At 69.0% G+C, this 17,258-nt stretch carries 17 protein-coding genes and 1 pseudogene; 7 read left to right on the forward strand and 11 right to left on the reverse strand.

Annotation, left to right across the window (positions count from 1 at the left end):
- Positions 1–16: 16 nt before the first annotated feature.
- The 5 genes from ACZ6S4_RS01515 to ACZ6S4_RS01535 are packed head-to-tail and all read right to left on the reverse strand — an operon-like array spanning position 17 to position 5,331.
- Entirely contained in the window at positions 17–823 is an 807-nt protein-coding gene (locus tag ACZ6S4_RS01515) for an ABC transporter ATP-binding protein (RefSeq protein WP_465472988.1), read from the reverse strand.
- Positions 820–1,710, reverse strand: coding sequence for an ABC transporter ATP-binding protein (locus ACZ6S4_RS01520; protein ID WP_465472989.1), 891 nt, complete (start codon positions 1,708–1,710; stop codon positions 820–822). The genes ACZ6S4_RS01515 and ACZ6S4_RS01520 overlap by 4 nt, the downstream gene beginning before the upstream one ends.
- The gene (locus ACZ6S4_RS01525) at positions 1,707–2,672 is read right to left on the reverse strand and encodes an ABC transporter permease (protein ID WP_465472990.1); all 966 of its coding nucleotides are present in this window, start codon (positions 2,670–2,672) and stop codon (positions 1,707–1,709) included. The genes ACZ6S4_RS01520 and ACZ6S4_RS01525 overlap by 4 nt, the downstream gene beginning before the upstream one ends.
- A gap of 9 nt (positions 2,673–2,681) precedes the next feature.
- A complete protein-coding gene (locus ACZ6S4_RS01530; RefSeq protein WP_465472991.1) occupies positions 2,682–3,668 on the reverse strand; it encodes an ABC transporter permease in 987 nt (328 codons plus the stop codon).
- A gap of 7 nt (positions 3,669–3,675) precedes the next feature.
- Positions 3,676–5,331, reverse strand: coding sequence for an ABC transporter substrate-binding protein (locus ACZ6S4_RS01535; protein ID WP_465472992.1), 1,656 nt, complete (start codon positions 5,329–5,331; stop codon positions 3,676–3,678).
- 327 nt (positions 5,332–5,658) lie between these two features.
- Between ACZ6S4_RS01535 and ACZ6S4_RS01540 the strand changes: the two genes are divergently transcribed.
- Both ACZ6S4_RS01540 and ACZ6S4_RS01545 read left to right on the forward strand, forming a co-directional pair.
- Complete coding sequence (locus tag ACZ6S4_RS01540) at positions 5,659–7,647, forward strand: glycoside hydrolase 5 family protein (RefSeq protein WP_465472993.1); 1,989 nt, start codon at positions 5,659–5,661, stop codon at positions 7,645–7,647.
- A gap of 134 nt (positions 7,648–7,781) precedes the next feature.
- A complete protein-coding gene (locus ACZ6S4_RS01545) occupies positions 7,782–9,014 on the forward strand; it encodes a glycoside hydrolase family 5 protein (RefSeq protein ID WP_465472994.1) in 1,233 nt (410 codons plus the stop codon).
- 115 nt (positions 9,015–9,129) lie between these two features.
- Here ACZ6S4_RS01545 and ACZ6S4_RS01550 read toward each other — a convergent pair.
- A pseudogene (locus ACZ6S4_RS01550) lies at positions 9,130–9,333 on the reverse strand (EmrB/QacA family drug resistance transporter); the annotation flags it as partial.
- Positions 9,334–9,485: 152 nt separating this feature from the next.
- On the opposite strand from ACZ6S4_RS01550, the gene ACZ6S4_RS01555 reads away from it, so the two are divergent.
- Complete coding sequence (locus tag ACZ6S4_RS01555; protein ID WP_465473507.1) at positions 9,486–9,767, forward strand: hypothetical protein; 282 nt, start codon at positions 9,486–9,488, stop codon at positions 9,765–9,767.
- A gap of 59 nt (positions 9,768–9,826) precedes the next feature.
- Positions 9,827–10,813, forward strand: a complete 987-nt coding sequence (locus ACZ6S4_RS01560; protein WP_465472995.1) for a Gfo/Idh/MocA family protein — start codon at positions 9,827–9,829, stop codon at positions 10,811–10,813.
- Positions 10,814–10,847: 34 nt separating this feature from the next.
- On the opposite strand, the gene ACZ6S4_RS01565 is transcribed toward ACZ6S4_RS01560, so the two are convergent.
- Both ACZ6S4_RS01565 and ACZ6S4_RS01570 read right to left on the reverse strand, forming a co-directional pair.
- Complete coding sequence (locus ACZ6S4_RS01565) at positions 10,848–11,759, reverse strand: NADP-dependent oxidoreductase (protein ID WP_465472996.1); 912 nt, start codon at positions 11,757–11,759, stop codon at positions 10,848–10,850.
- Positions 11,756–12,502: an SDR family NAD(P)-dependent oxidoreductase gene (locus ACZ6S4_RS01570; RefSeq protein WP_465472997.1), complete on the reverse strand. Its 747-nt coding sequence runs from the start codon at positions 12,500–12,502 to the stop codon at positions 11,756–11,758. The genes ACZ6S4_RS01565 and ACZ6S4_RS01570 overlap by 4 nt, the downstream gene beginning before the upstream one ends.
- A gap of 110 nt (positions 12,503–12,612) precedes the next feature.
- On the opposite strand from ACZ6S4_RS01570, the gene ACZ6S4_RS01575 reads away from it, so the two are divergent.
- A complete protein-coding gene (locus ACZ6S4_RS01575) occupies positions 12,613–13,248 on the forward strand; it encodes a TetR/AcrR family transcriptional regulator (protein ID WP_465472998.1) in 636 nt (211 codons plus the stop codon).
- Here the strand turns inward: ACZ6S4_RS01575 and ACZ6S4_RS01580 are convergent.
- Genes ACZ6S4_RS01580 through ACZ6S4_RS01590 form a run of 3 tightly spaced genes read right to left on the reverse strand, consistent with a single transcriptional unit; the run spans position 13,212 to position 15,844 of the window.
- A complete protein-coding gene (locus tag ACZ6S4_RS01580; protein WP_465472999.1) occupies positions 13,212–13,889 on the reverse strand; it encodes an SDR family NAD(P)-dependent oxidoreductase in 678 nt (225 codons plus the stop codon). The genes ACZ6S4_RS01575 and ACZ6S4_RS01580 overlap by 37 nt on opposite strands.
- Before the next feature lie 9 nt (positions 13,890–13,898).
- Complete coding sequence (locus ACZ6S4_RS01585; protein WP_465473483.1) at positions 13,899–14,915, reverse strand: LLM class flavin-dependent oxidoreductase; 1,017 nt, start codon at positions 14,913–14,915, stop codon at positions 13,899–13,901.
- Positions 14,916–14,923: 8 nt separating this feature from the next.
- On the reverse strand, positions 14,924–15,844 hold the full coding sequence (locus ACZ6S4_RS01590; RefSeq protein WP_465473000.1) for an NADP-dependent oxidoreductase: 921 nt from the start codon (positions 15,842–15,844) through the stop codon (positions 14,924–14,926).
- Positions 15,845–15,946: 102 nt separating this feature from the next.
- Here ACZ6S4_RS01590 and ACZ6S4_RS01595 point away from each other — a divergent pair, with 102 nt between their 5' ends.
- Together ACZ6S4_RS01595 and ACZ6S4_RS01600 are read left to right on the forward strand one after the other, a co-directional pair.
- Positions 15,947–16,588: a TetR/AcrR family transcriptional regulator gene (locus ACZ6S4_RS01595; protein ID WP_465473001.1), complete on the forward strand. Its 642-nt coding sequence runs from the start codon at positions 15,947–15,949 to the stop codon at positions 16,586–16,588.
- Positions 16,589–16,624: 36 nt separating this feature from the next.
- Complete coding sequence (locus ACZ6S4_RS01600) at positions 16,625–17,206, forward strand: NADPH-dependent FMN reductase (RefSeq protein WP_465473002.1); 582 nt, start codon at positions 16,625–16,627, stop codon at positions 17,204–17,206.
- Positions 17,207–17,258 lie beyond the last annotated feature (52 nt).

Here is a 17,258-nt window from a genome sequence, read left to right on the forward strand (position 1 = left end):
ATCGGCGTCAGCCGGGTCAGGACCGGGCCTGCCGCAGCCGCCGCTCGGGGTTGGGTGCCGCGTCGGCGAGTGTCTTGGTGTACTCATGCCGCGGACGGAGGATGACGTCGTCGGCCGGGCCCCGTTCGACGATGCGGCCCTGGTACATCACCAGGATCTCGTCGGAGAAGTGCCGGGCGGTCGCCAGGTCGTGGGTGATGTAGAGAACGCCCAGGTCCTCCTCGCGCTGCAGGGTGGCGAGCAGGTTCAGCACGCCCAGCCGGATCGACACGTCGAGCATCGACACCGGTTCGTCGGCGACCAGGATGCCCGGTTCCGGAGCCAGTGCGCGGGCAATGGCGACGCGTTGCCGCTGCCCGCCGGACAGCTCGTGCGGGCGGCGTCGGGCGACCAGCTCGGCCGGGTGCAGCCGGACCCGCTCGAGCAGGTGCACCACCCGCCGGTGGACCTCGGCGCCGGTCATCCCGCGATGGTGCAGCCGCAACGGACGTTCGAGGTGGTGGCCGATGCTGTGGAACGGGTTGAGCGACGCGAAGGGGTCCTGGAAGACCATCTGGACCATCCGCCGGTACTCGGCCAGCCCGGCGCCGCGGCGTGCCACCGGCCGGTCGTCGAGCAGGATCTCCCCGGAGGTGGGCCGCTCCAGCTGCATGAGCAGCTTGGCGACGGTGGACTTGCCGCTGCCGCTCTGCCCGACCAACGCGACCGTCCGGCCCGGACGCAGGGTGAAGCTGACGTCGTCGACCGCACGCAGAGTGCTGCTCCGCAGGCCCTCGCGCAGACGGTATTCCTTGCCGAGTCCGCGGACCTCGAGGGTGCTCACCGGTCACCACCGTCGACCCGGACGGCGTCCAGGGCGAGCAGGCGTTCGTCGATGCCGCCGCGCACGAACGAGCCACGATCGCCGGTGAGGCTGGGGAAGGACGCCAGCAGTTGCTCGGTGTACTCGTGCTGCGGGTCGGTGTAGAGCCCGACGGCGTCGCCGATCTCCACGATCTCGCCGTCGCGCATCACCGCGATCCGGTCGCTGATCTCCAGCAGCAGCGGCAGGTCGTGGGTGATGAAGATGACCGCGAAGCCGAGCTCGTCCCGCAGGCGGGTGATCTCGCGGAGGATCTCACGCTGGATCACCACGTCCAGGGCGGTGGTGGGTTCATCCATGATCATGACTTGCGGTTCGAGGGCCATCGCCATGGCGATCATGACGCGCTGGCGCATGCCACCGGACAGCTCGTGCGCGTACGCCCCCAGCCTCGCCGGATCCACCCCGACCCGTTCCAGCAGTTCCGCACAGCGCCGCCGGCGTTCCCGGCGCCCCATCTCCGGCCGGTGGGTGGTGAAGATGTCCTCGAACTGGTCGCGCACCGAGATCACCGGATTCAAAGAGTTCATCGCGCCCTGGAAGACCATGGAGATCGAATCCCAGCGGATAGCTCGCAGTTCCTCGGCGTCGAGCTGGTTCCAGTCGACGTCGCCGCCCTCGCGGGAGTGCAGCACCGCCCGGCCCGAGGAGATCACGGCCGGCGGCTTGAGCAGACGCACGATGCCGTAGGCCAGGGTGCTCTTGCCGCAGCCGCTCTCCCCGGCCAGGCCCAGCACCTCTCCGCGGTGCAGGACGAAAGACACATTGCGCACGGCGTGCACGACCGGCGCGACCAGATAATCGACGCTGAAGTCCGCCACCGTCAGGACCGGCTCACTCGGCTTCACAGGGTGGCCTCCTTGGCGGTGCGCAGTTGCTGGCGCGACATCCGCCAGCCGCGGCGCTCGGACCGGGTCTGGTTGCGCAGCCGAGGGTTGATGATCTCGTCGATGGAGAAGTTGATCAGGGACAGTGCCGCGCCGAACAGCGCCAGCATCAGCCCGGGCGGCACGAACCACCACCACGCGCCCAGCCGCAGGGCGAGGCCGTTCTGGGCGTAGTAGAGCATCGTCCCCCAGGTGAAGGAGCCGCTCGCGCCGAGGCCCAGGTAGGACAGCCCGGCCTCACCGAGAATGGCGAAGATGACCGCGAACACCACCTGCGAGGCCAGCAACGGGATCAGGTTGGGCAGGATCTCGACCGACAGGATGCGCCAGCGCTTCTCTCCCGCCACCCGGGCGGCCAGCACGTAGTCGCGGCTGCGCAGACTCAGCGTGTAGCCGCGCAAAACCCGGGCCGAGCCGGCCCACCCGGTGATCGACAACACCAGGGCCACCAGCACCAGGCTCTTGTCCGGCACGTAGCTGGAGATCACGATCACCAGCGGCAGGCCCGGTATGACCAGCATGATGTTGGTGAACAGGGAGAACAGCTCGTCCAGCCAGCCGCCGGCGTAGGCGCCGACGACACCGAAGAAGGCCGACAGCACCAAAGTCAGGACACCGACGATGACGCCGACGGTCAGCGAGCCCCGGGTGGCGTACGCGAGCTGAGCCAGCACGTCCTGACCGGTCTGCGTGGTGCCGAGCCAGTGCATGCCGCTGGGTCCGGCGAGCCCGATGTCGCGTACCTCGGACGGATCCTGCACCAGCAACGGACCGGCCAGTCCGAACAGCACGATGGCCGCCCCGATGACCAGCCCGGCGGCAAGCTTGGCCGTCATGGGCGGCAGCCCGACCCGGCGCGGGCTGCGGGCCGGCTCGGCGGCCTCGCCGCCGACCGGTTCGGCGGCTTGCGTCGTCAGCGTCATGCGCGCTCCTCAGCCCCGCGCCCGGGTGCGCGGATCGATCACCGAATACAGCAGGTCGACCAGCAGGTTGGCGCCGAGCACCGACAGCGTGATGATCAGGAAGATGCCCTGCATCAGCGCGTAGTCGTTGCCGCCCACCGCCTGCAGCAGCGCGGAGCCGATCCCGGGATAGGAGAAGACCGCCTCGGTCACGATGGAACCGGCCACCACGAAGCCCAGCGAGATGGCGAAGCCGGAGATCGAGGGCAGGATGGCGTTACGCGCGGCGTAGGTCCGCATGATCCGTCCCGGGCGCAGGCCCTTGGCCTCCGCCGTCAGCATGTAGTCCTCCGACAGCGTGGAGACCATCATGTTGCGCATGCCCAGCATCCAGCCGCCCACCGAGGACAGGATGATCGTCAGGGCGGGCAGCGTTCCGTAATAGATCACCGAGCCCAGGAAGACGCCGTTCCACCCGGGCACGGCGTTGTAGACGTCGTAGCCGCCGTTCAACGGGAAGATCGACAGCAGGCTGCCGAGCACGAACAACAGGATCAGGGCCAGCCAGAAGTAGGGCACCGACTGGAACATCGTGGTCACCGGGATGAGGTTGTCCAGCCAGGATCCCCGTTTCCAGCCGGCGACGGTGCCGAGCCCGATACCGAGCAAAAACGAGATGACGGTGGACAGGCCGATCAGGCCGATCGTCCAGGGCAGGGTCTGGCCGATGATGTCGCTGACCGGCGCCGGAAAGAACGTGAGCGAGACGCCCAGGTCCCCGGTGGCGAGGTTACCCAGGTAGTCGCCGTACTGCGAGAGCAGCGACTGGCTGGTGTTCGCGCCGAGGAGCACCTCGATCGAGTGCCGGGCCTCCGGGGTGACCGGTCCCCGCTGCCCGAGTTTGGACAGCATGATGTCGACCGGGTTGCCGGGCATCAGCCGCGGGATGCAGAAGTTCACCGTCAGCGCGGCCCACAACGCCACGACATAGAACCCGATCTTGCGGAGGTAGCGCACGTTCGGGCTACTTCGCCGGCTTCAGGTTGACCAGCACGATGCCGTTGTCCCACTGCTTCCAGGTGGCCGGGAGGGCGTACCTGTTGTCGTTGGACGGCCAGCCGGTGGCCCGGCTGGTGTTGAACTCGGTAAGCAGGGAGTTGACGTAGATCGGGATGTACGGCAGGTCCCGGACGATCTCCCGCTGGATGATCGCGTACTGCTGCTTCTGGGCGGCTTCGTCGTTGGTGGCCGCGGCAGCCTCGACCGCCCGGTCCACGACCGGGTTGCTGTAGCGGGCGTAGTTGCCGCTGTTGCTGGCCGACTTGCCCACCTTGGCGGTGGTCTTGGTCGAGTAGCGGGGGTTGTAGGTGAAGTAGGGATTCGACGAGGCACCCAGGCCGATCGAGTCCAGCGACAGCTGGAAGGTGCCCTGCACCTGATTGTTGTTCCATTCGTTCCAGGACAGCTGGGTGGGCTTGAGCTCGATGCCGACCGCCTTGAGTTCCTGGCTCATCGCGTCGTTGAGCGAGATGAAGTCGCTCCAGCCGCTGACCGTCTGGATGGTCAGCGACAGCCGCTGACCGCCCTTGGCGCGAATACCGTCGGACCCCTTGGCCCAACCCGCCTGATCGAGCAGTTGGTCGGCCTTGGCCGCGTCCGGGGCGCCGGGCACCTTGAGCTGCGCCGGGTCGGTGATCCACTTCTGGTCGCGGTCGGGCAGCAGCAGCGTCGGCGAGGCGGTCGCGGCGAACCCGCCACCGGCGAGCTTGTTGAGCTGGTCGCGGCTGATCGCGTGATAGATGGCCTGGCGTACAGCCGGGTCGGTCTGCGGGCCTTTACAGCCCAGTTCCGCGTTGGAGCAGGTGAAGATCGAGGCGGTGAGGGCGGGGGTGTTCACGTACGACAGCTCGGGCTGGTTCTTGAGGATCTTGTCCAGGCCGGGCAGGAACGAGCTCATCCAGTCGACCTGCCCGGCAGTGAGGGCGGCACTGGCGGCGTCGGCCGTGGCCAGGGAGATGTAACGGACCGACTGGATCTGGGGTTTGCCCTGCTGCCAGTACGCCGGGTTCTTGTCGAAGACGTAGCTCTGCGCGTTGAACGTCTTCAGCTTGTAGGGACCGGTGCCGACCGGGTTCTTGTTGATGGTCTTCCCGGGATCGTCGATCTTGCTCCACACGTGCTGGGGAATGATCGGCGTGTTGCCCAGGATGCTCGCCTCATCGGTGAACGACGTGCCGGGGAACGTGAGCACCGCGGTCTTGTCATCGCGCGCCTCGGCGGAGGTGATCTTCAGCCCGGTGGAGTTGATCGCCGGGGTGCGACGGATCAGGTCGAAGGTGAACGCCACGTCCTTGGCGCTGAACGGCTGGCCGTCCGACCACGTGACGCCGTCCCGGGTGGTGATCGAGAGCTGCTTGCCGTCCGGCGTCCAGGAGAACGCGGTGGCCAGCATCGGCTGTGGTGCCGCCTCGGTGGCCAGATTGTAGTAGTACAACGGCTCGTGGATGAGGCCGTTGGTCGGCTGCAGGAAGGTCGGCGAGAACGGATTCCAGTTCTCCACGATGGTCCCGTTGGCGCCGTTGAAGATCGTGATCGCGCTGGCACCGGCCGCCTTGCCGCCGCCGGAGGGCGACGGATCGGAGGAACAGCCGGCGACGGCGAGCGCTACCACAGCTGCCACGGCGGTCAGTCCCGTGCCGAGACGGCGACGGCGAGGTCGGGAGAGAAGGTGCATCAGCGGTCCCTTGGTCGGATCGCGGCCGCACGGCAGCGATGCGGGGCGCCGGGCATCGCCCACACAGGACGCAGCCCGACCTCGACCGGCACATTATTAAGCGGCTTAAGTTGGAGATGTCAAGACCACGTGGCAGACCTGTTACCCATCGATGACCATGTTGATCTTCGATCGCCTGGAATCGCTCCCACGACGCCCTTGACCGCTTACTTAACCAGCTTTAGATTGACGTCCGCGTGCTTCCTCCGCTGCGTGACGACTTGGGAGATGTCGATGAATCAGCGCCTCGCCGCGTATGCGGTCCGATGGACGGCGGCGGCCCTGAGCGTGCTGGTGCTGCCGGCGACGGCCGCGACCGCGGCACCCCCGGCGCAAACCGGGTCCGGCTTCGTCACCCGCAGCGGTTCGCAGCTTCTGCTGCAGGGCCGGCCGTTCCGCTTCGCCGGCACCAACAACTACTACCTGCACTACCAGTCGGCGACGGCACGCGACAACGTCCTGGAGCAGGCAGCGGCCTCCGGCCTGCCGGTCGTGCGGACCTGGGGCTGGTTCGACACCGGCACGGCCGCCGGTACCGATCCCACGGCGGGCAGCCAGAACGGCGTCTACCTGCAGTACTGGGACGGCTCCGGGCATCCCCGCTACAACGACGGCCCCGACGGTCTCGCCCGCCTCGACGCCGTGATCGCCAAAGCGGCCGAGCTGCGCCTCAAGCTGATCATCCCGTTCACCAACAACTGGGCCGACTTCGGCGGCATGGACAAGTACGTCGAATGGGCCGGGGGCAGCCACCACGACGACTTCTACACCGATCAGCGCATTCGCGGCTGGTACCGCGACTACATCGCGCACCTGCTGGAACACACCAACACGATCACCGGCGTGAAGTACAAGGACGACCCCACGATCATGACGTGGGAGCTCGCCAACGAGCCCCGCTGCGTCGGCTCCGGCAAGTACCCGCGGTCGTCGAACTGCACCACGAGCACGCTGACCTCGTGGGCGGACGACGTGTCGACGTTCATCAAGTCGATCGACCGCCGGCACCTGGTGAGCGTCGGGGACGAGGGGTTCTTCGCCGACCAGCCGGACGGCGAGGACTGGACCCGTAACGGCGGTGAGGGCGTCGACACGGTGGCGCTGGCCGCGCTGCGCAACATCGACGTGATGAGCTTCCACCTCTACCCGGACGGCTGGGGCAAGACCCCGGCCTGGGGCACGCAGTGGATCGTGCAGCACGCGGCGGCCGCCAAGCGCCTGCGCAAGGCGGTACTGCTGGGCGAGTACGGGCTCAAGGACAAGGCCACCCGCAACGTCGTCTACCAGGAGTGGACCAATGCGGCCTACGTCAGCGGCGTCAACGGCGCGCTCTACTGGATCCTCTCCGACGAGCTCGACGACGGCACGCGGTACGGCGACTACGACGGCTTCACGGTGTACTGCCCGAGCCCGGTGTGCACGACGATCGCCAACTCCGGCCGGCGGATGAACGGTTCGGCGCTCACCTTCGTACCGGTCGCCGACGACGACAACGCCACCGTCGCGGCCGCGACCACCGCGACCTTGCAAGTGGCCGCCAATGACATCTTCTACCTGCCGGCCGTCCGGATCGTCCGATCCTCGGTCGATCTGGACCCGGCCACTCCGGGACGGCAGCGGGCACGCACCACCGCGGCCGGCACCTTCACCGCCGCGGCCGACGCGACGGTGACGTTCACCCCGGCCGACGGCTTCAGCGGCCGGGCGACCACGACCTACACGGTCGCTGACTCGCTCGCCCGGGTGTCGCCCCCGGCCGTCATCACGGTCACTGTGAAGCCGCCGCCCACCCCCGCCCAGGTCCTGTTCGACTTCGAGGACGGCACTAAGGGCTGGAGTCCGGCGAGCTTCAACCCGGCGGCCGGCACCACGACGGTGACGGCCAGCTTCCACGCCGACGGCGTCCAGGCACTCCAGCTCACCGGGACCGACGGCGGATGGTTCGGCTCCACCCTGGCCGAACCGCTGGACCTCAGTCGCCGCGCCGAGCTCAGCTTCGCGTCCCCGTCGGCCAACGGCTCCTTCGCGGTGTCGCTGCAGACCGGGCCCGACTCGGCCTGGTGCCAGGGTGACGCGCGGCCGGCGCCGGATCGGCCCGATGTCTATGCCCTCGATCTGACCGCCGTCGCCGCGGGCTGCCCGGCCATCAACGACGTCCGCACGATCAACCTCTACGTGGGCGGCAACCAGCAGCAGATCATCGACGCCGTCACGATCGCCTGACAACGACCGTGAGCGAGCACTGATCACCTCCTTCGCCGACCCGAGAGAGGCACGACGTTCCCGGCTGAGCCGCGACATGACATTTACCAGCGTAGATATAGACGGGATTCCAAACTAACTGCTAGCGTCGCGGCATGCCTCGCTTGCCGCTCGCTTTCGCCCGTACCGTTGCAGGCCTGGCGTGTGCGGTGGTGGTAGCGGGCGGCCTCGCCGCAGGCCCACCGACGGCGAACGCCGCGCCCACCGACGGGAGTTCCTTCGCGGGCATCCGACTTCCCCTGCGCACCAGCCAGCAATGGGTGGTCGACCGGGCGGGGAAGAGAGTGAAGTTCGCCGCCGTCAACTGGTTCGGTGCCGAGTCCGGCGAGTTCGTCGTCGGCGGCCTGGACAAGCAGCGCGTCGGCGCGATCGCCCGGTTGATCAAGCGCGGTGGTTTCAACGCCGTCCGGTTGCCATGGTCCAACGAACTGGTCGAGAGCAACCCGGTGGTCGCCGACGAATCTCTGGCCGCGAACCCGCGGCTGCGGGGCAAGCGGGCGCTCGCCCTGTTCGACATCGTCGTCGACGAACTCGGCCGCAACGGCCTCATGGTGATCCTGGACAACCATCGCAGCCGCGGCGACTGGTGCTGCGACGAGGCGCACGGCGACGGCCTGTGGCACACCCCCGAGTACCCGGAATCCGCCTGGCTGGCCGACTGGGCCTTCATGGCCCGTCGATACCGCGACCGCCCCCAGGTCGTGGCCGCCGAACTGCGCAACGAGATCCGTCCCGACCCTGGCCTGGGATTGATCCCGACCTGGGGCGACGGCAACTCCGCGACCGACTGGCGAGCCGCAGCCGAGCGCGGCGGCGACACGGTGCTCAAGGCCAACCCGCGCTTGCTGGTCATCGTCGGCGGCACCGACTATCAGGGCCACCTGCGCTACGTGCCCGATGCACCGGTGCGGCTGGCCCTTCCGCACAAGCTCGTCTATGCGGTGCACGACTACCCGTGGAACCACCCGATCACCGAACTCCAGGGCGACGATGCGGCATTCCGGGCCAACCTCGACGCACGCTGGGGACTCGTCACCGAGCCCGGCCATCCCTGGACGGCGCCGGTCCTGCTCAGCGAGTTCGGCGGATGCACCCAGCCGCGCGACGACGGCTCCCGGTGCACCGAGGATCGACTGCTCTACCCGTACGCGATCGCGCGCTACCTGCGCGCCACGGACATGGACTGGGTCTGGTGGCCGCTCAACGGTACCCAGTCCGCGGGCTACAACCGCGTGCGCGGCGCGGTCGAGACCTGGGGCCTGCTCAACCCTCAGTGGAGTGACTACGCCAACCCGGACCTGATGGCCGAGCTCCGCTCGCTGACGTGACCGCTGTACCCGGGCACCGCCTCGCGAGTTCAGCGGATCAGTGCGGTCTCACGGCCGCGGCGTGGTGCCCGCTGCGGCGGTGGGCTGGGGCCACTCGTCGCCGGCCGGTGCGGGTGCCCGCCGGCACACCCGCAGCAGCCAGGCCGTCGGTGATGTTGTCCGTCACCCGCTGGGCGAGCACGGCGCCCAGGACCGACACGCCGATGGTGCCGCCGAGCGAGCGGAAGAACGCGATCGAGGAGCTGGCGGAGCCGATGTCCTTGAGGGCGACCGTGTTCTGGACCGCGAGGACGAGGTTCTGCATCGACATGCCGACCCCATCAGGGTCGCGGTGACCACCCAGGTGTACTGCTTCTGGCTGCCGTTCAACGCGCCGGGGATCTTCGGCGGCGCGGGCGAGACGATGGTGGAACCGGCCATGGCGACGAACAGGACCAGCAGCAGGCCACCGAGAGCCTCCATGATCTGCCGGTGGGTCATGACGCCGTCGCCGAGACTGTCGATGCCGCCCAGGACGCCGACCATGCCGGCGGGAACCGGCGTCGGGAGCAGGACGTGCTCCTGTTTGAGCTGCCGGACGGCCTTCAGCAGCTCGCGCAGCTGCTCGAGCACCTCGGTCGCTGTGGCGTCGGCTGCGCGGGCGGCAGGTTCGACCATGCCGGAGCCCCTTCCCCGATGGATGACCCACGCAAGCATCTGCCGGTCTTTCCCGATGCGCACGTTTTCCCAGTGGGAAAGTTTGGCGCTGCTTGACAGAGGACCGGCCAGAAGTGGAGCCTGCCCTCAGTGGCTTCGGCGTGGGAGGTGGACCCGTGACGGCACCGCTGCGCATCGGCATTCTCGGAGCCGCCCGGATCGCCGACGAGGGCATCGTCGCGCCGGCCCGAATATTGGGCCACGAAGTCGTGGCCGTGGCCGCCCGCGACCGCGCTCGGGCCGAGGCGTTCGCCGCCGAGCACGGCATCACCAAGGTGCACGACACCTACGCCGGCGTGATCGCCGACTCGAACGTCGATCTGGTCTACAACGCTCTGGTCAACTCCCTGCACACGCGGTGGAACCTCGCCGCGCTCGCGGCGGGCAAGCACGTGCTCAGCGAGAAGCCGCTGACCGCCAATGCCGAGCAGGCCCACACGGTCCGCGCAGCCGCCCGGGTTTCCCCCGGCCGGATCTTCGAGGGCTTCCACTACCTGCACCACCCGGTGAACCTGCGGCTGCACGAGCTGGTCGTCTCCGGTGCTCTGGGCGACATCCGGCGCGTGGACCTGACGCTGACGATGCCGGCGCCGCCGGACACCGATCCGCGCTGGTCGCGGGAGTTGGCCGGCGGGGCGACCATGGATCTGGGCTGCTACGTCCTGGACGCGGCGCGCCACCTGGGACGATGGATCAACGCCGAGCCGCGCATCGTGAGCGTCGACGCCACGCTGCGAGCGCCTGAAGTGGACGCGTCGATGCGCGTCGAGCTCGCCTACGCCGGCGGAGTGACCGGGCACTGCCGGTGGGACATGGCCGCCACGGAACGGATCATGACCTGGACGGTGACCGGCACCGACGGTGCGGCCACCTCGCCGGCCTTCGCCGTCCCCCACATGGACAATCGGCTGACGGTGACCAGAAACGGACGAACCAGCGAGGAAACGCTGGGCGACCACACTTCCTACACCTACCAACTCGCTCGCCTCGCCGAGTCCCTGCAGAGCGGTCGGTCCTTCCCCGCCGACATCGACGGGTCGGTGGCCAACGCGGAACTCATCGACGAGTGCTACCGCCGGGCCCGCCTTCTCCCGCGCGGATAGCCGACACCTTCAGTTGCCCTCGGACGCCGTCGGGTCATAGTTGGAGCACGAGCTTGCCGAGGCCGTGGCCGTGTTCGCTGAGGCGATGCGCCTCGGCGCCCTCGGCCAGTGGGAAGGTGTGTTGCACGGGCAGCGTGAACTGTCCTTTGCCGTTCAGGTCGACGGCCAGTTGCAGCGCCTCCCAGTAACGCCGCTCGGCACCGGTGGTGAAGCGCACGCCGTGTGCGGCCGCGGCGGGTTCCGACACCACCGTGATGACCCGCTCGACGGCACCGGTCAGCTCGATGAGGTCCGGCAGCGCGTCGCGCCCGGCGGCGTTGAGTGCGCGGTCCACGTTGGGCGTCAGTGAGCGGACGCGGGCTCCGAGGCCGGCACCGTAGGTGGTGGGGATGATGTTGAGTCCGGTGAGGAACGCATGGTTGTGGGCACCCGCGGTGCCGATCACCGAGGCACCCCGGGCCAGCGCGAACTGGGCAGCGGACAGTCCGACCCCACCGGCCGCGCCATTGACCAGCACGGTATCGCCCGCCGTGATGCCGAGCAGGTCAACAGCGCGCAGCCCGGTCTCCACCGCGGACGGCAGCGCTGCCGCTTCTGCCCAGGACAGGCCGGTGGGACGGTGCACGAGGGCCGAGGTGTCGAGCAGCGCGTACTCAGCCGCCGCTCCGGTGACGGTGCTGCCGAAGACCTCGTCGCCGAGGCGCAATCCCTGAACGTCCGGGCCGAGCTGGTCGATCACGCCCGCGGCGTCCAGTCCCGGAATGTGCGGCAGCCGAATTCGGTGATACCCGGCGCTCGCGCCGCTGCGGATCTTCCAGTCGACCGGGTTCACCGCGGCCGCGTGCACCCTGATCCGAACTTGACCCGGCCCGGCGTGCGGCTGGGGAGCCTCGCCGAGGTGGAGGACGTCCGGCGGGCCGTACCGCTCGAAGAGCAACGCTCTCACTGGAACATCAGCCCGCCGTCGATGAGCAGGGCGGTGCCGGTGATGAAGCCGGCCTGCTCGGAGAGCAGGTAGGCGACCGCCTGTGCGACCTCTTCGGGCGTGCCGAGCCGGCCCAGCGGGATGTGGCTGGACCATTCGCGCTGGGTCTCGGCGGGAAATGAGGCGATGCCGGGCGTGGCGATGGTGCCGGGGCACACCGCGTTGACCCGGATGTTGCGACCCGCGTAGGTGAGAGCGGCGTTCTTCGTCAGGCCGATGACGCCGTGCTTGGCGGCGGTGTAAGCGGCCATGTCCGGCGCATTCTTCACGCCCGCGTTGGACGCCATGTTCACGATGCTGCCGTGCCCGGCCGCCACCATGATCTTGAGCTCGGCCCGCAGGCACAGGAACGTGCCCCGCAGGTCGACGCCGAGCACCTGGTCCCAGACCTCGACGGGCATCTCGTGCAGATCGCCGGGCTGATGACCGATCCCGGCGTTGTTGACCGCCAGGTCCAGACCGCCGAGGATCTCCACCGAGCGGGCGAACAACTCCTCGACGCTGTCCGGGTCCGACACGTCGGCGACGACGGGGTCCGCCTTGTGGCCGGCGGCAAGGATCTGCTCGACGGTGGTTCTCGCGCCCTCCTCGGAGACGTCCGACACCACTACCCGTGCGCCTTGCGCCGCGAGGTATGCGGCGGTGGCACGTCCGATGCCCGAGCCGGCTCCGGTGACGACGACTCCCGATCCCGTGAAACTCATGATCGTTCTCTTTTCCGACCGCTTTAGCGCACCGGTGTGGTGACGTTAATTGACGGTAACCCCGCCGAAACCATTTATGCAACCACAGCGGTAACAGATATCCTGGGGTCATGGCCTCACCCACCACGACCACCCGCGGCCGGCCGCGCGACACCAGGGTCGACGACCGGATCGTGCGGTCCGCCGTGCAGGAACTGGCCGAGGCCGGTGCTGTCGCCTTCAGCCTCAACTCGGTCGCCGCGCGAGCCGGCGTCGCGAAACGCAGCATCTACAGCCGTTGGCCGAACCGCGAAGACCTGATCGCCGCGGCCCTGACGTCGCTCTCGGTCGGCCTCTCACCACCACGAAGCGGCACCCTGGCCGGCGACCTCGACGCCCTGTTCGACCAGATCGCCGAGACGCTCGCAGAACCGAACCGGTCGATCCTCACCCGCTACGCGGCCGAACTGTCGGCCCGGCCCGAGCTGTACGCCGTGTTCAAACGCGACGTGATCGACCAGAGCATGGCAGTCATCGAGGATGCACTGGTCGATGCTCGACGGCGCGGCGACATCGATGGTGGAGTAGCGCTCTCGCTGCCTGCCGAGGTGTTCGTCAGCGCCATCCTCGGACGCAGCACCTACGCACCGCACACCCTGCCGGGCAGTGTCGCGCAGCTGAAGGAGGGGCTGGTCACGCTGACGCTCCAGGCGCTGCTACCCGGTCATTGTCAGGGCATGGCGACGTACGGGTGCTCAGCGCCCTGACGCCCGGTGTGCACACGCCAGTAGTGCTCCGCGATGGTGTCGGGCTGGGTCTCCGGTCCCCCGCGACCGATCCAGACACTGAGCGGGATGTGCGCCACGTAGACGCCCTGGTCCGCGACGGCGGCGTGCAGGCTGAGCGCGTACGTCCGCAGTGCACCGGAGCCGATGGCGATGTTGCCGAATGCCGGCATCATGCCGGGGTTGGCGGAGGATCCTCCGGTGGTGAACAGGATCGTGCCCGCGCCGCGCCCGGTCATCGCCGGCAGCACCTGCTGCGCCGCGGCGATACCGCCACCCAGGTAGAACTCGAGCTGTGGCTGGACGGCCGCCACGGTGACCTCCGTGACGGCGACCGGTCGCAGTTGCGCGCTGTCGGGGGCGCTCGGGGAAAAGCTGAGCACGTCGATCGGGCCGAATCGCTCGGTGATCTGATCGACGGCCGAGCTCAGGGCGGCGGCATCGGTGACGTCAGCGGCGAAGCCGGCCGCAGTGATGCCGGCAGTGTCCAGGTTCGCGGTCAGAGCGTCGAGGTTCTTCTGGGTACGCGAGACGAGGCCGACGGCGAATCCCTCGTGGCCGAAGCGCTGGGCGATGGACAGGCCGAGGCCGGGACCGGCGCCGATGACGGCGATGGTGGGCATGGTTTCTCCTCAGGAGGTGGACGTGTGGTTGCGTACGGCCGGTGCGATCTCGGTGGCGTAGCGGTGCAACGACTCCTCGACCAGGCCGCGCGGCAGGCCGCCCCAGTCGAACTGACCGAAGAAGCGGTCGATGCCCAGTAGGTCCCGCGCGTCGAGGATCTTCTCCGCGATCTGTTCACTCGGGCCGATCATGATTGCCTGGCCACGGGCGGTGCCGGCATCGAAGGCGGCCCGGTTGACCAGGAAACCGCGGCCGCCGGGCGTCTTGGGTCGCAGGTACTCGTGGTAGTAGGGATAGACGTCTTCGGTGCCCGCGAAGAAGTGGGTGGAGATGCCGACCCGCAGCTTCTCCGGATGCCCGGCCCGCTCGCCGGCCTCGCGATAGAGGTCGACAGCCTGTTTGGCGTGGCTGAGCGGCCCGCCGATGTAGCCGAGCACCATGGGCAGGCCGAGCATTCCGGCCCGCACGGCGCTGCCGGGCGAGCCGCCCACTCCGGCCCATACCGGCAACGGAGCCTGCTGGGCGCGTGGCGCGATCGGTGCGTCGTGCAACGCCGGCCGAAACTTCCCGGACCAGGTGACGTGGTCGTCGGCGCGCAGCCGCAGCAGCAGGTCGATCTTCTCGGCGTACAGGGCGTCGTAGTCGTCGACACTTTCGCCGAACAGGGCGAACGGTTCGGTGAACGCGCTGCGTCCGGCGATGATCTCGGTCCGGCCGGAGCTGACCAGGTCGAGTGTGGCGAAGTCCTGGTAGACCCGGACCGGGTCGAGGACGCTGAGCACGGTCACCGCGCTGGTCAGCCGGATCCGCCGGGTCCGGGCGGCGATCGCGGCAAGGACGACGGCCGGCGACGAGACGGCGAAGTCGAGGCTGTGGTGCTCGCCGAGCGCGAACACGTCCAGCCCCAGTTGCTCGCCGAGAACGGCGTAGTCGATGGTGTCCGCGATCCGCTGGGCGGCGCTGACCTTTTCTCCGGTGCCGAGGCTGGTCTGCAGATCGCTCAGCGACAGGATGCCGAGTTCCATCACGGCTGTCAGGCGAGGTGGACGGCGAGTTTACCGAGCGTGCCGCCGGCGAAATCGCCGAGCGCGGCCGGCACCTCGGCCAGCGGGTAGGTGCGGCTGACCGGAACGGTGATCCGGCCGGCGGCGGCGTCGGCGGCGAGCCGGTCGAGCGTCGCGGCGGCCGGGTTGGCCATGATCGCGGTGGCCGCCGGGTGCTGGTCCGGGCCGAGGCCGAGGGTGCTGGCCAGGCGGCCCTTCTCGGTGAGCAGGCCGGCCAGGGCGGCGCCGTCACCGGCGAGGTGGAGCACCACGTCCACTCCGGCGGGCGCCAGTGTGCGGACCTGGGCAGCGAGATCGCCGGTGTGGTCGACGACGTCGGTGGCACCCAGGGCGAGGACGAGATCGGCCTCGTCGCCCGGTCGGGCGGTGGCGATGACCCGGGCGCCGGCCGCGGCCGCGTACTGGATCGCGATCGCGCCCACGCCACCCGTCGCGCCGCTGACCAGCACGATCTCGCCGGACTGCGGGGCGGCGGCGTCCACAGCGTCCACGGCGGCGGTGCCGGCAAGGCCGAGCACGCCGGCGGTGCCGGTGTCGAGACCGTCGGGAATCGCAGCGGTGCCGAGCTGGTCGCCGACCACGACATACTCGCCGAAGCCACCGTCGCCGAGGAACGGCTTGGTGACCACGCCGAACACCCGGTCACCCACGACGAAACGCGTCACGCCCGCGCCCACCGCCTCGACCGTGCCGGCGAAGTCCTTGCCCAGCACCACCGGATAGCGGTGCTCCATCATCGCGGTCAGGTAACCGGCGGCGACCACCGTGTCGAACCCGTTCAGCGACGACGCCTCGACCCGCACCAGCACTTCACCGGCACCCGGCTCGGGCATGGGCAGTTCGGTCAGCACCGGACTCGCGCCCTGCTCAGCAATCACGACGGCACGCATGAGAACCCCTCCAGGAGATAAATGGACGATAGCCTCCACTTGTGTGACCCACCGTAGCAGACAAGTGGACGACACTCTCCGCTTCCGGCTATGGTGAGGGTCATGACAACGTCGGGCCTGCGGGTCGACGCCGAGCGCAACCGGCAGCGCATCGTGACCGCCGCCCGGGAGGCCTTCGCCGAATGCGGCCTCGACGTGCCCATGGAGGACGTCGCCCGCCGCGCGGGCGTCGGCGTCGGGACGCTCTACCGGCGCTACCCGACCCGTGCCGATCTGGTGGCCGCCGCCTTCGAGCAGAAGATGACCGCGTACGCCGAGGCTGCCCGCAACGCGCTCGCCGAGCCGGACCCGTGGCGCGGCTTCTGTGATTACGTGGAGCGTGTCTGCGCGATGCAGGCCGAGGACCGCGGCTTCAACCTGGTGCTGACCATGAGCTTCCCCACCGCCAAGCGCTTCGAGGCCGAACGCGACCGGTCCTTCGCCGACTTCATGGCCCTGGTCGACCGGGCCAAGGCCGCCGATCGGTTGCGCGCCGACTTCGTCGCCGAGGACATGGTCATGCTCCTGATGGCCAACGCCGGCGTCTTGACCGCCACTGCCGACGCCGCGCCCGAAACGTCTCGCCGGCTGGTCGCGTACTTCCTCCAGGCCTGCGCCGCACCGTCAGCCGGCCCCCTGCCGGCCGCCGCCGCACCCCGCCGCATGTACCGGGCCATGCTCCGCTTCGGCCCCGCCAAGCGCTGAGATCTTCGTTACCTGCTGAAGAAGGAACTGAGCACCGTGCTGATCCAGGTCATCACCGGTACCACACGCGCCGAACGTTTCAGCGAACGCGTCGCCGCCTGGGTGCTGCACCATCTGCACGACCGCGGCGACATCGACGCCGAGGCGGTCGACCTGCGCGACCACCCGCTCCCCTTCTTCGACGGCGCGCCGCCCGCCAAGAACCCGCGCACCTACCCGACTTCGGAGGTCGCCCGCCTGGGCGCCACCCTCGACCGCGCCGACGGGTACATCGTCGTCACCGGCGAGTACAACCACGGCTACCCCGCCGTGCTCAAGAACGCCATGGACTGGACGTTCGTCGAGTGGTCCCGCAAGCCGATCACCTTCGTGAGCTGGGGCAACGTCGGCGGCTCACGGGCCATCGAGCAGCTGCGCCAAGTCGCCGTCGAGTTCGAGATGGCTCCGTTGCGCCACGCGGTGCACATCCTTCCCGACACCATGATCGCCGCACGCCAGGGAGGCACACCAGCGAGCACCACCGCATTCGAGCCACTCGAGCCGCGGCTCAAGCTCCTCACTGACGACCTGCTGTGGTGGGCCGGCGCACTACGCGCTGCGCGCAACAACGGCCATTGACCTACCCCGCCGCGACGCCGGGGAAATCGGTTCGCCCGTGCCGGGCGGTCCA

Source organism: Actinoplanes sp. NPDC051405, from assembly GCF_055586185.1.

Coding starts and splice junctions, on each gene's coding strand:
- ACZ6S4_RS01525 (WP_465472990.1), bottom strand. CDS start 2,672: ATGACGCTGACGACGCAAGCCGCCGAACCGGTCGGCGGCGAGGCCGCC.
- ACZ6S4_RS01540 (WP_465472993.1), top strand. CDS start 5,659: ATGAATCAGCGCCTCGCCGCGTATGCGGTCCGATGGACGGCGGCGGCC.
- ACZ6S4_RS01545 (WP_465472994.1), top strand. CDS start 7,782: ATGCCTCGCTTGCCGCTCGCTTTCGCCCGTACCGTTGCAGGCCTGGCG.
- ACZ6S4_RS01570 (WP_465472997.1), bottom strand. CDS start 12,502: ATGAGTTTCACGGGATCGGGAGTCGTCGTCACCGGAGCCGGCTCGGGC.
- ACZ6S4_RS01575 (WP_465472998.1), top strand. CDS start 12,613: ATGGCCTCACCCACCACGACCACCCGCGGCCGGCCGCGCGACACCAGG.
- ACZ6S4_RS01580 (WP_465472999.1), bottom strand. CDS start 13,889: ATGCCCACCATCGCCGTCATCGGCGCCGGTCCCGGCCTCGGCCTGTCC.
- ACZ6S4_RS01585 (WP_465473483.1), bottom strand. CDS start 14,915: ATGGAACTCGGCATCCTGTCGCTGAGCGATCTGCAGACCAGCCTCGGC.
- ACZ6S4_RS01590 (WP_465473000.1), bottom strand. CDS start 15,844: ATGCGTGCCGTCGTGATTGCTGAGCAGGGCGCGAGTCCGGTGCTGACC.
- ACZ6S4_RS01595 (WP_465473001.1), top strand. CDS start 15,947: ATGACAACGTCGGGCCTGCGGGTCGACGCCGAGCGCAACCGGCAGCGC.